The 12,648-nt window shown below is 74.2% G+C and carries 5 protein-coding genes; 1 reads left to right on the top strand and 4 read right to left on the bottom strand.

Annotation, left to right across the window (positions count from 1 at the left end; genetic code table 11):
* The 4 genes from AB0A74_RS16055 to AB0A74_RS16040 all read right to left on the bottom strand — a co-directional run bounded on the left by AB0A74_RS16055 (window position 1) and on the right by AB0A74_RS16040 (window position 9,174).
* Window positions 1-429, bottom strand: coding sequence for an SUKH-3 domain-containing protein (locus tag AB0A74_RS16055; protein ID WP_358250014.1), 429 nt, complete (start codon window positions 427-429; stop codon window positions 1-3).
* 5 nt (window positions 430-434) lie between these two features.
* A complete protein-coding gene (locus AB0A74_RS16050; protein WP_358250012.1) occupies window positions 435-7,022 on the bottom strand; it encodes an RHS repeat-associated core domain-containing protein in 6,588 nt (2,195 codons plus the stop codon).
* Between the two features lie 238 nt (window positions 7,023-7,260).
* Entirely contained in the window at window positions 7,261-7,764 is a 504-nt protein-coding gene (locus AB0A74_RS16045) for a hypothetical protein (protein ID WP_358250011.1), read from the bottom strand.
* 114 nt (window positions 7,765-7,878) lie between these two features.
* Window positions 7,879-9,174, bottom strand: coding sequence for an NB-ARC domain-containing protein (locus AB0A74_RS16040; protein WP_358250009.1), 1,296 nt, complete (start codon window positions 9,172-9,174; stop codon window positions 7,879-7,881).
* Between the two features lie 252 nt (window positions 9,175-9,426).
* On the opposite strand from AB0A74_RS16040, the gene AB0A74_RS16035 reads away from it, so the two are divergent.
* Window positions 9,427-12,411, top strand: coding sequence for a BTAD domain-containing putative transcriptional regulator (locus AB0A74_RS16035; protein ID WP_358250007.1), 2,985 nt, complete (start codon window positions 9,427-9,429; stop codon window positions 12,409-12,411).
* The last annotated feature ends 237 nt before the right edge of the window (window positions 12,412-12,648 follow it).

Below are 12,648 nucleotides of genomic sequence, written 5' to 3'. Positions count from 1 at the left end.
TCAGCGGACGCCGTCGATCAGGTTGCCCAGCGCCTCCCCCCGCTTCCCGAGGAAGTGCACCTCGTCCAGGAACAGCATGTGCACGCCGCCGCGCTCGTCGACGCCGAGGTGGGCGTGGCCGCCCTCCACGTCACCGACCGGGAACAGCGTCGCGCCGGCCCGCCGGCCCAACCGCTCGAACCACTCCCGTTGACCCGAGCACAGGTCGGGGTCGAGGTCGAACGACGCCGGCGCCCGGTCCACGCCCTCGCTGTCGTCGTCCACCTCCACCACCAGACCGCCGAACTCGCGCAGGAACCGCCGCGCCTCGGCGTGCAGGGGGAAACCCTCGTCGGTCACCAGGTCCTCCCACCGGGTGATGTCCACCTCGCGGCCGGGGAACCACCCCGCCTCGCGCAGCAACGTCTCGGCTCGCTTCGACCAACCCATCGCACTCACTTCTTCGTCGGCTTCTTCCGCGGGGGCTTCGGTGGCTTGTAGGGCTTCGGGGTCTTGATCTTGAACGCCTTGACCAGCGCTCGGCAACTCCGGCAGGGCGGGTTGTAGGTGCCGTGCCCCTTGTCGACCCGTTTGCCCTGCTTGGTGGCCCGGATGCGGGCCGAGCCCAGCGCCGCGCCGGTCGGGTCGTCGCCCTTGCGCAACGCCTTCGAGATGCACTGGGGCAGCGCGCACTTGCCGTGGAAGTCGGACCGCAGGTGCGGGGGGATCTTGTCCAGCACCCGCTGCACCCTCGGGTGGTGCCGCGGCGGGTTGCCGCTGCTCTGCGCCCGGTAGATCTTGCCCGACCGGGTCTGGATCGACTCGGCGGTCCCGTCCTTGCGACCGGAGCGCAGCGCCTTGTTCGCCTCCTGCTTGGCCGCCTGCTGCGCCGTGTGCACGCTGCACCCGGCGCCGCCGCGGTGGGTCTTGTTGTGCGCCAGGACGTCCACGTCGTCGGCGGTGACGACGTAGGTGTGGACGTCGTCCACGTTGAGGTTGAAGACCTTCTGGCCCGCCACCGGCCCGCGGTCGCGCACGTCCGCGACCACCGCGGTCCGGCCGCCGACCTCGACCACGTCGCCGACCCGCACCGCCGCCGCGTCGGTCCAGCCGCGCCCGCGCACCCACAGCGGGTGCTCCGCCGTGGCCACCAGCACCGTGGACGCGTCACCGTCGAAGTCGATCTCGACCAGGTGCTTCACGCCCTCGCCGACGAACACGTCAAGGACCGGCTGGGCCGACTCCGCGCCGGTTCCGGGGTCCACCGCGAGCACCCGGTCGCCGACCCGCAGGTCCTTGATCGGCAGGTACGTGCCGTCGGGCAGGCGGACGGGCGTGTCCGGGGCGAAGGAGTTGCAACTGGACCTGGTCCGCGACGCCTTGGGCGACTTCGCGGTGCCCCGGGTGCCCTTCGCGGTGGCGTTGGCCGTCCGGGTCGCCTTGGCCGCGCCCTTGGCCGCGACTGCCTTCGCGGTGGACTTGCCGGCCACCTTCTTGGCGACCGCCATGCCGGCCTTGAGCAGGAGCTTGCCGCCCGGCACCAGGTTCGCCGCCGCGCCGGCGGCCATCTCCAGGGCCTTCTTCTTGTTGCCCAGGGCCGCGTGCGCCGCGGCCCCCGCGATGCCCGCCGCCGTGCCGATCGGGCCGGGGATGTAGGAGGCGACCTCGGAGACCTTGGCCACGACCTTCGCGGCCTTCTTCAGCCAGCCCCACAACAGGCCGTCGGGGTCGCTGAACGACAACGGGTTGTTGTTGCCGTACAGGTACCCGTGCATCTGCTGCGGGTCCTTGTCGTCGATCAGCGGGTCGACGGACAGGAACCGGCCGATGTCCGGGTCGTACTCGCGCGCCCCGAGGTGGGTCAGGCCCGTCGAGGCGTCCTTGGTGCCGCCGACGAACCCGCGTTCGCCGACCCACCGGCCCGGGGCCTGCCCGCGCTCACCGCCGAAGGGCAGGTGCAGCCGGTGCTCCACCGCCGCGGTGTCCGCGTCGATCGAGGTCTCGGCCGTGCCGTGGTGGTCGGCGGCCAACCAGGTCAGGGACTCGCGGGTGCGGACCGCGATGGTGTCCTCGTTGTGCTCGTAGTACCGGGTGGCGCTGACGAGCCCGACCTTGTCGACGTGCAGCTCGGTGGTCCCGATGTAGAGCGTCGTGCCCTCGGGGTCGCGGCGGATCAGCCGGTCGCCGTCGGCGTCGTAGAGGAACGCGGTCGTCGCCGCGCCCTCGACCACCGAGTCCAGGTGCCCCTCGGTGTCCCAGTTCAGCGTCTGCCCGTTGCGGCGGACCGTGTTGCCCTCGGCGTCGTAGTCGAAGGCGTCCACCACGTCCGCCGCGCCCGGCCGGGTGGTCCGCACGGAGGCTAGCGCGTGCGAGCCCGGACGCGGGTAGGTGTAGGTGCGGGTGGTGCCGGTCTCGTGCCGCACCTCGGTGAGCCGGTTGCCCAGGCTGTCGTAGGTGTAGGAGTGCCAGTACGGCGCGGGGCCGGTCAACGCGCTCTTGTCCGGGTCGGCGTCGCACGCCCCGGTCCACGCGTCGGTCAGCCGGCGCAGGTGGTCGGTGCGGAAGCACTGCGTGTCGGCCGTCCGGCCGCGCGCCGCGGTGGTCAGCTCCCGCACGTTGCCCGCCGGGTCGTAGGACATCGTCCGGTCGACCGTCGGGACCGCCTCGTTCTCCTGCCACGTGGTCGCTTTGACGAGCCGGCGGGTGCCGTGCTCGTAGTCGAACGACTGGACGACCTGCGCGCCCGGCACGCCCATGACGTACGTGGCGACTTCGCCGAGGTTGGTGCGCAGGGTCTGGTCGACGTACCGGCTCAACCCGGTCAGCGACGTGGCGTTGCCCAGCTCGTCGTAGCCCTGCTCCAGCACCTCCTCGGGCAGGCCGCCCACCGCCGGCAGCCGCACCGAGGTGACCTGGTCGGCGCTGTTGTAGGTCAGGTGCGACTCGTAGCGGCCCGCCAGCGCGCCCTCGCGGGCCGGCACGGTGACGGCGTTGCCGGTCGGCCGTTCCGACTCGTCGTAGCCGAGCACCTCGTCCCGGTAGGCCTGGCCGTCCACGTAGCGGATCTCCGCCACCGGCAGGCCGTCGCCCAGCGAGTCGAACGTCCACTCCAGGAGCTTGGTGGCGCCCTCGTGGGTGGCGGTCTTGCGGCCCAGCGGGTCGTAGGTGTGGGTCAGCGTCCGGCCGCGGCCGTTGGTCGCCGAGACGAGCTGGTCCTCGTCGTCGTAGGCCATCGTGGACGTGCCCTGGTCCGGGTCGTCCGCCCGCACCAGCCGGCCGCGCACGTCGTAGTGGTTGCGCCACACGTTGCCCGCCGGGTCGGTGACGGTCTCCAGGTCGCCGGACTTGGTGTAGGAGTAGCGGGTGGCGTCGTAGTCGCCGGTCGGGGAACCGGACTTGTGCTGGCGCAGCTCGACCACGTGGCCGTCCACGTCGTAGACCTCGGTGGTGGCGGTCTCGCCGTCCGGCGGGTCCACGCTGGTCCGGTCACCGCCGTAAGTGGTCGTGGTGCGCCACTTCTCGACACCCTCGACCTTGAGGATCTCCGCGGTCTCGCGGGCGGCGCCGTCGTACTCGAACACCGTCTGCGCCGGCACGGCCGCGTCGTCTACGGCCACCAGTTCCGCGGCCGGCGGGTCGGGGTTGTGGTAAGCGGCGTTGGTCCGCCCGACCCGGCCGTGCGAGTCGTAGAGGGTGTCGGTGACGATCCGGCCGCCGCCGGGTGCGGCCACCTGCGTCTGCCGCTCGCGCAACTGGCCGTCGAACAGCGTGTGGGCGGCGACCTGTCCGCCGTCGCCCAGCAGCTTCTTCGTGGTCACCGACGAGGGGCCGTCGGCGCGCAGGTCGTAGGCGAACTCCACGTCCGGGGTCTCGTGGGGCTGCCGGCCCGGCTGCCACACCTTGACCAGCCGGCCCAGCGGGTCGTACGCCAGTTCGGTGCGCCTGCCGTTCTCGTCCACCTCCAGCACGGGTTCGCCGCCGGAGACCCGGAACCGCGTGCTCTCGGTGTGCCCCATCGCGTTGGTGGTGGTCACCTCGGTGACCGGTCCACCCACGGCCGGGGTGTAGGCGGTGGTCGTGCGCGCGCCCAGCGAGTCGTACTCCTCGACCTCGCGGCCGTGCGCGTCGAAGACCGAGCGCTCGGAGGTCGTGTAGAGCGGGGTCGCGCCGTCCCAGCCGGACAGCTCCTCCTCGCGCGTCGGGTCGCCCTTGGTGGGCGCCGCGCCGAACACGTCGGAACCGTCGTAGTAGGTGCGCTTGTCGGAGATCACGTCGGCCGGCTGCGGTTCCGTGCCGCAGGCCACCGACACCGCCCGGATCCGCTTGGGCGTCGCCAGCAGCCAGGCGTCGAGGTTGCGCGCGTACTCGACGGTCGTGCACATGTCGTCGTCCGCTGTGGACAGATCACCCAGGTCGTTCGTGCGCACCTGGACGCCGTACTCGTCGTAGAAGTGCTGTTCCTCGGTCTCCCGGGTGCCGCCGGCGGCCAGCACCGTGCTGGTGCGGCTGCGCTTGACCTCCGTGACGTAGGAGGACAGGTCGCCCGACGGGCGGTGGCGGGTGGCGTTCGGGCCGATGACGATCGGTTCGTGGAGTTCGCGCGCGATCTCCGGGCCGCCGTCGCCGTTGTAGGTGATCTCCTCGTGGGCGAAGCCGCGCAGGACCGGCAGGTCGTCCTGGCCGTTGACCTGGACGGTCTTGCGGGTGCCGTCGGACTTCAGGTCGCCGTGCATGCCGCGGTAGAAGCGGTGTTCTTCCAGGGTTCTCGGGCCGTCCGGGTCACCGGTGCGGACCTTCACCGTCTGGTAGCCGCGCCACTGTCCCCACGTCTTGAGCTCGGCCGGGACCAGTTCGGCGTCGTCGTGGTGCCAGGCCGCGTCGCCGACGTACTCGTAGGAGGTGATCTCGTCCGGCGAGCCGCCCACCCGGTCGATCTCGCGGACCTCGGTGACCAGGTACTTGTGGAACCAGCCCAGGGTCGGGGCCTGCGCGCCCTGCGGGGTCCAGTGGGTCGGGTAGCAGGTCTTGCCGTTGCTGTCGGCGGCCGGGGTGTCGCCGGGGGCGCAGGACCGGTCGCCGTAGGTGACCTCGATCCGGCCGCCGGTCTCGGTGTGCACGCGGGCCACGCGCCAGCGGCGCATCCACGCCTCGCCGTCGCCCGCCTCGACCCGGTTGTCGAGCAGGACGCCGTCGAAGTTGACCTCCGGCGTGGTCGCGGTGCCGCCGACGTGGCCGGTGTGGGTGATCGACTCCAGCCACAGGCTCGGGTCGGTGACGTCGGCGGTGGCCGGGAACAGGTGGTGCAGGGTCCACGTGTCCACGTCGGTCAGGACGCCCTGGTCGCGGACCTGGGCGGTGATGGCCGCGAGGCGCTTGGTGCCGAAGAAGACCGGCGAGGTGTTGCCGGTGCACGTGCCGCCGTCGCACTGCTGGTCCCACGGGGTGTCCGGCCAGTCCGCCGGGCGGGTGCGCAGGCACGGCGAGCCGGGCACGCACCGGTCGGCGGCGGTGAACACGACCCGGGCCGCGGGGTCCGCTTGGCCGTCGCGCAGGCCGTAGTCGATGCGGGCGAGCTGCCCGCCGCGCACGTACGGGGTGGCCAGGGACGGGGTGTTGGCGCGGCCGTAGTGGTTGGTCTCGGTGTTGTAGGAGTACGCGATGGCGTCGCCGTGGCGGTCCAGGACGTAGTCGAGGTTCCAGCGGTAGGCCTGCGCGCACCAGGAAGCGGCGAACGAGCCCGCGTGGCACGGTTCGCCCGCGTGGTTGCCGAACACCGGCACCGTCCACGCCGACTTCGCCGCCTCGGAGCGGCCGAAGAAGTACTGGGTGCCGTCCGGGGAGGTCAGGCGCCAGTGCTCGCCGTCCTGGTCGCCGTTGGTCGCGCCGAAGAGCTGGTCGACGCGCCAGCCGTCGTCCTCCTCGGCCCGCCACACCCGGCGGCCGGCGTCCCACACCAGTTCGCCGGCGACGCCGGGCAGCGACACCACGGCGTTCGCGCTCGCGTAGCACAGGTCGCCGGTCGGGGTGGCGGGGTCGTCGGCGGCGCAGGTCGTGTACTGGCGTTCGATGAACCCGGGCTGGAAGTCGAACCCGTCGCCGATCCAGGACGCCTGGTTGTTGGTCGACGCGGTCCGCCCGTCCACCCCGCCGGAGCCGTAGGACAGCGCGACGGTCGGCTCCGGGCCGGGCACCGGCGGCAGGTCCAGCGGGTAGGACCAGCCGAAGTCGCCGGACTGCAGGCCGACCTGCCAGGTCGCCGACGGCGACAGCGAGGTGGGCTTGAAGCTGCCCGCGCTGCCGCTGGGCCCGGCGGCCACGGCGTAGACGGCGTCCGGCGCGGCGACCGCGCGGGAGTCCTCGGGGTCGGCGGCGCGGGAGCGCGGCGGCAGCGCGGCGGAGGCGGTGACCTCACCGCGGATGCGACCGGCCCGGACGTCGTTGCGCGCCGGGACGACCGTGCCGACGCGGCACTCGGCCCGCTCCGGCGCGGTCACGGCGCACGCCGGCAGCCGGAGCAGCGCCAGCCGGGAGGCGTAGTCGCCGCCGAACGCCGACCGGAAGCCGGAGTAGTCGAAGTCGACGGTGACCGGCCCCGCCCGCCGCGCGCCGTCGGCCCGCCGGACCGAGAACAGCACGCCGTCCACACCGGCCCGCTCGGCGGCCTGCCGGTCCAGCACGTCCAGCACGACCCGGTGCGGCCCCATCGACCCCAGCGACACCGGTGTGCCGGCGGCACGCGCCTGACCGGTGCGCGGCAACGCCACCTCGACGCTGCCCGCCTCGGGCCACGCCGCCTCGGCGACGGCCTTCACCGCGCTGTCGGCGGCCGGGTCGGCGGGTCTGGGCCGCACCGGCACCCCGGTGCCGGGCACGGACTTGGACCGGCTGGGTTCCGGCCGGCCGGGCCGGTCGGGCGGGGCGGCGGACGCGGCGGGCCCGGTGAGGCAGGACGCCACCAGGGCCGCCACGACCCCGACCACCACACCCGACCGCGCGGGCCCCCGGGCCCGGTGGCGCGCGGACCGACGACGTGACCAACGCATGCTGCAACCTCCTCGAACTCGCGACGAGCCGAGGGGTCAGCGAAGCGGGGTCGGGGGGCGGACAGCGGGGGTTGCGCACAGTCCCGAACGGACCGGAACACCCGCCGGCGCCCGCGCCGCCCCGTGACAGGGCCGCCCCGTGACAGGGCCGCCCCGTGACAGGGCCGCCCCGTGACAGGGCCGCCCCGTGACAGGGCCGCCCCGTGAGAGGGCCGCGCGGACGCCGGAAGGGGGAAGCTCAGCAGGTGACCCGGGGGTTGAAGGCCGTGAACATGCCGTCCGGGTTGTGCTCCCACACCCAGGCGTGCAGGTCGTAGTGCACCGGCATGCCCGGCTCGTGGCCCTCCATCGGGCCGTCGAAGCCGACGCCGAACAGGTACGGCCGGTCGGTGTCGGTGTTCACGTCGCCGTCGGCGTCCACCGCGAACCACTCCACCGCCACCAGCCGCAGCCTGCCGCTGGGCGTCGGCGCGTAGACGAGCAGCTCCGGCCGCTCGGGGTCCAGGCCGGGCCCGGCGAGCGCGGGGTTGAGGTAGTGGAACCCCATGCCGGGGACGCAGCCGCCGACCGGCACGTACCCGGCGTCCAGGGCTGTGCCCACGTCGTGGAACTGGACGGTGGCGATGCGGACCTTCGCCAGGTCCATGCGCACCTGGGCGCCGGCCGGCACCGCGTTCGCGGGGGCGACGCACACCCCCAGCACCGCGAGCAGGGCAGCGACGAGCACGGCAGTCCGTTTCATGATCTCTCCTCCCGGAATGGGTGAACAGGAGATCTCCTCGACGAGCGCGCTACCCGTGGAGTCGGACCCGGACGGGGGAAGCGTTACACCGAACGGCGCAATCGCCCGTGACGCTCAGGCAGCGGCGGTCTCGCGGCACGCGGGTGCGCCGAGGCCGCGCGCGTACTCGCGCAGCAGACCGCGCACGGTGTGCGAGTCGGCTTCGCCGCGCACCACCAGGTGCTCGTCGACCAGCCGGCGCAGCACCCCGCGGGCCTCGCTCACGGGCAGGTCCGCCGCCGAGGCCACCACCGCGGTGTCCACGGCCCCGGGCAGCGTGCCCAGGAGGCGGAAGACGCGCCGGCACACCGGGTCCAGCGCGCGGTAGGACAGGTCGAAGGCGGCGTCGAGCCGCAGGTCGGCGTGCACGGCCAGCGCGCCGAGCGGGTCCACCAGCAGCTCGGCCACCAGGTCGGCGATCGGGGTGGCGGAGGTGTGGTCCACGGCGGTCGCGGCCAGGCGCAGCGCCAGGGGCAGGCCGTCGCACAGGGCGGCCAGGCGGCAGGCGGCCGACAGCTCGGCCGCCACCCGTCTCTCCCCCAGCGCCTGCGCCAGCAGCCGCACCGCGTGCTCCCGGTCCAGCGGCGGTACCTCGACCACGCGGGCGCTGTCGTGCACGGCCAGCCCGACCAGGCGGTCCCGGCTGGTGACCACCGTGCACGACCCGGCCGCGCCCGGCCGCAGCAGGCGGACCTGCTCGGCCGAGGTCGCCCCGTCCAGCAGCAGCAGGACCCGCCGGTCGGCCACGACCGACCGGAACAGCGCCGCGGCCTGCCGGTCGTCCGCGGGCACCGCGCCCGCCTGGACACCCAACCCCACCAACAGGTTCGCCAGGGCCGCGCCGGTGGACGGGCAGTCGCGCAGGTCCACGTGCAGCTGCCCGTCCGGGAAGCGGTTGCGGGCGCGGTGCGCCCAGTGCACGGCCAGCGCCGTCTTGCCCACGCCCGGCCCGCCGGTGACCACGACCAGGCCGGAGTCCGCGGCGTCCAGCTCGGCCAGCGCCGAGCGCCTGCCGACCAGGCCGGGCACCCCGGGCGGCAGTTGGCGCGGCACCACCACGCCCGGTTCGGGCGGGTCGGCCACGCTGCCCGACGTTCCGGCGGAGGCGATGCGGGCCCGCGTGGACAGCCACGCGGCCACCTCCCCGCCGTCCGCGCCGCACGCCCGCACGAAGGTGGCGATCAGCTCGGGGCCGGGCAGCGTGGACCGGCGCAGCATCGTGGCGACGGTGCTCGGCGGCAGGGTGCCGCCGTCCTGCCGGGCCCGTCGTTCGAGCTGCCGGTAGGACAGGCCGGCGACCTCCCGCCGCCGGCGCAGCAGGAGCATGAACTCGGCTCGGGTTCTGGCACCGACCGGATCGACGTCGGACACGCGCTGCTCCCCCCTGTGCGCCGACGCGGGCTCCCCTCCGGCCGGCGTCGGTACCCGACATCGTCGGTCGTCGCGCTACCGCTGCCGTCATGGGTCCGCTCACGGGTCCCGCCCGGTGTTTGCGCAGGTGCCGGGGCTGCGAGGGTGCGACTAAACGCCCGGTAAACCGCCGAATGACCGCTTGTCGGCCGGCGGTGGCGGCTCTAGCGTCAGCGGCCTGCGGGCGAGGGACTCCCGCGGGCTGGGGGACGGGTGCGCTACCGGTTGCTGGGGCCGGTCGAGGTGTGGCGGGACGGGCAACGCGTACCGGTCGGGGGTCGCAAACAACGCTCGTTGCTGGCCGTGCTGCTCTTGGACGCCGGGCGCGTGGTGCCGCCGGCGCGGCTGGTGCGCGCCCTGTGGGGCGAGCGACCGCCGGCGTCGGCGCGGGCGCAGGTGCACAACCACGTGTCGGCGTTGCGGCGGGACGTGGACGTGCGGCGGGTGGCCGAGGGCTACCGGCTCGACGTCGCCGAGGGCGCGCTGGACCTGGCCGAGTTCGACGCGGCCGTGGCGGCGGCGCGGACGGCGGTGGCGGCCGGTGACGACGCGCGGGCGGCCCGGCTGCTCGGGACGTGCCTGGGGCTGTGGCGCGAGCCGGTGCTGGGCGGGGTGACCGAGGAGCTGCGCGGGATGGCCGTGCCGGGGCTGGTGGAACGGCGGCTGGCCGCGCTGTGCGACCGGATCGACGCGGAGCTGCGGCTGGGCCGGCACGGCGACCTGCTGGGCGAGCTGCGCGGGTTGGTCGACGAGCACCCGCTGGACGACCGGTTCCCGTCGCGGCTGGTGCTGGCCCTGCACCGGGCGGGCCGGCAGGCCGACGCGCTCGCGGCCTACGACGAGCACCGGCGGCGACGGCGTGACGAGCTGGGCCTGGACCCGTCCCCGGCGTTGCGCGACCTGCACCGGGCGGTGCTGGCGTTCGACCCGGCCCTGGACCCGCCCGCGCGGCCGGCGGCGCCCGCGGCGCGGGTGACGGGCGGGACGCGGCAGCGGGCCGTGCTGGCGGCGTTGGAGGCGCGGGCCGGTGCGGTCGTGCCGGTCGAGCGGCTGGTGGCGGACCTGTGGGGCGGTGACCCGCCGGCCACGGCGCGGACGATGGTCCAGGTGTACGTGTCGCGGCTGCGGCGGGCGTTGAGCGGGTCGGGCACGACGATCACGACCGAGCCCGGCGGCTACCGCCTGGACGCGCCTCCCGCCACCGCTGCCGGTTCGGCTGTGCCCGTGCCGCGGCAGTTGCCGGCCAAGCCGCGGTTGTTCGTGGGGCGGACCGACGAGCTGGGCACGTTGACCAAGATCGTCGAGCGGCGGGCCGACGAGACGATGTCGGTGGTGGTGATCAGCGGTCCCGGCGGGATCGGCAAGACGTGGTTGGCGGCGCAGTGGGCGCACCAGAACCTGCACCGCTTCCCCGACGGCCAGTTGCACGTGGACCTGCGCGGGTTCGACCCGGTCGGCGAGCCGGTGCCGCCGGGGGTGGCGTTGCGCGGGTTCCTCGACGCCCTGGGCGAGCCCGCGGCTCCCGCCGACCCGGCCGCGCTGTTCCGGAGCCTGACCGCCGACCGGCGGATGGTGGTGGTGATCGACAACGCCCGGGACACCGAGCAGGTGCTGCCGCTGCTGCCCGGCGGGGCCGGCTGCACCGTGCTGGTGACCAGCCGCAACCGGTTGCCGGGCCTGGTCGCGGCGCACGGCGCGCAGCCGTTGGCGGTGGACGTGCTGCCCGAGTCGGACGCGCGGGAGTTGCTGGCGCGGGCGTTCGGCCGGGAGCGGGTGAGCGCGGAGCCGGACGCGACGGCGCGGGTGGTGGCGCACTGCGCGGGGTTGCCGTTGGCGTTGAGCGTGGGGGCGGCGCGGGCGTTGACGCAGCCCGGGTTGTCGTTGGCGGTGCTGGCCGAGGAGTTGCGGGTCACCGGGTTGGACGCGTTGGACACCGACGACCTGCCGGCCAACCTGCGGACGGTGTTCCTCGGGTCGTACCGGGCGTTGCCGGCGGAGGCGGCGGCGTTGTTCACCCTGCTGGGGTTGGCGCCGGGCCCGGACATCAGCCTGGCCGCCGCCGCGTGCCTGGGCGGTCACGACGCCGTGCGGACCGCCGCGCACCTGCGGGAGTTGGAGCAGCGGTCGTTGATCAGCCGGTCCGCACCGGGTCGGCACCGCATGCACGACCTGTTGCACCTGTACGCGGCCGACTTGGCCGCTGCTTTGCCTGCTGCGACGCGTGATGCGGCCGTGCGCAGGCTCATCGCGTGTTACCTGCACACCGCGCGTGCCGCCGACTTGGTCCTGGCGCCACACCGGCGTCCGCTGGACATGCCGCCACTGCCTCCCGGTTGCGAGGTGGGCTCGCCGGCCGACCACGACGCCGCGTTGGCGTGGTTCGACGCGGAACACGCGAACTTGTTGTCCGCCCAGCGTTTGTCGGCGCGGGAGGGCTTGCACCGGGAGGCGTGGTGGTTCGCGTGGGTGTTGACCACGTACCACCGGTTGCGGGGGCACTTGCAGGAGGACTTGGCGGCGTGGCGGGTCGGTGTGGCGGCGACGGACCTGGTGGGCGATGCGACCGACCGGGCCGCCGCGCACAAGTTGCTGGGTCAGGCGTGTGCGCGGGTGGGAGAGCACGCGGAGGCGCTTGACCACCTGCGGCTGGCGTTGGAGTTGAGCGAGGAGCTCGGTGACCTGGCCGGGCGACTGAGGGCGCACCACGCCTTGGCCCTGGCGTGGTCCCGCCAATCCGACCACGCGCGGGCACTGCACCACGCGGAGACGACGTTGGTGCTGGCGCGGGAGGCTCGGGATGAGGGGTGGGAGGCGGCGGCGCTGAACGCCGTCGGGTGGTACTCGGCGCGGTTGGGGCGGTTGGACCACGCGCAGCGGGATTGTGCGGCGGCGGTGGAGATCTTCCGGCGGATCGGGGATTTCCAGGGGGAAGGGTCGGCGTTGGACAGTCTGGGGTTCGTGGCTACGGCGCAGGGGGATCATGGTGGGGCTGTGAGCCACTATGGTGCGGCGTTGGCGGTGTTCCAGCGGATTGGGAACACTTATCAGCAGGCCAATGCGCTTGATCACTTGGCTGAGGCGCATGAGGCGTTGGGGGATGCGGCGGCGGCGCGGGCGGCTTGGCGGCGGGCTTTGGAGCTGTACCGGGCGCAGCACCGGGTGGGGGATGTGGAGCGGATAAGCCGGCGCTTGGGGTGAGGGGCAGCCCAACGCGGCCCCGGCGGCCCCGGCGGCATCGGCGGCATCGGCGGCATCGGCGGCCACCCTCGACGGCGGCGGTTCCCGGACTGACACCCTAGCCACAGAAGCTCTGCCGCCGGTAGGTGTCCACCCGCCCACCCCCGCCCAGGCCACCTCGCACAAGCCAGGCGCGCGGGCGCGCCAAGCGCGCTTCGCGCGCTGACCCGCGCTGCGCGCGGTCTCGGCCGGCCCGGC

The sequence above is a fragment of the Saccharothrix sp. NPDC042600 genome, assembly GCF_040647305.1.
Taxonomy (GTDB): domain Bacteria; phylum Actinomycetota; class Actinomycetes; order Mycobacteriales; family Pseudonocardiaceae; genus Actinosynnema; species Actinosynnema mutabilis.
Note: the sequence above shows the minus strand (reverse complement) of the source record. Positions and strands in the feature narration are given on the sequence as shown.

Coding starts and splice junctions, on each gene's coding strand:
- AB0A74_RS16045 (WP_358250011.1), bottom strand. CDS start 7,764: ATGAAACGGACTGCCGTGCTCGTCGCTGCCCTGCTCGCGGTGCTGGGG.
- AB0A74_RS16055 (WP_358250014.1), bottom strand. CDS start 429: ATGGGTTGGTCGAAGCGAGCCGAGACGTTGCTGCGCGAGGCGGGGTGG.
- AB0A74_RS16050 (WP_358250012.1), bottom strand. CDS start 7,022: ATGCGTTGGTCACGTCGTCGGTCCGCGCGCCACCGGGCCCGGGGGCCC.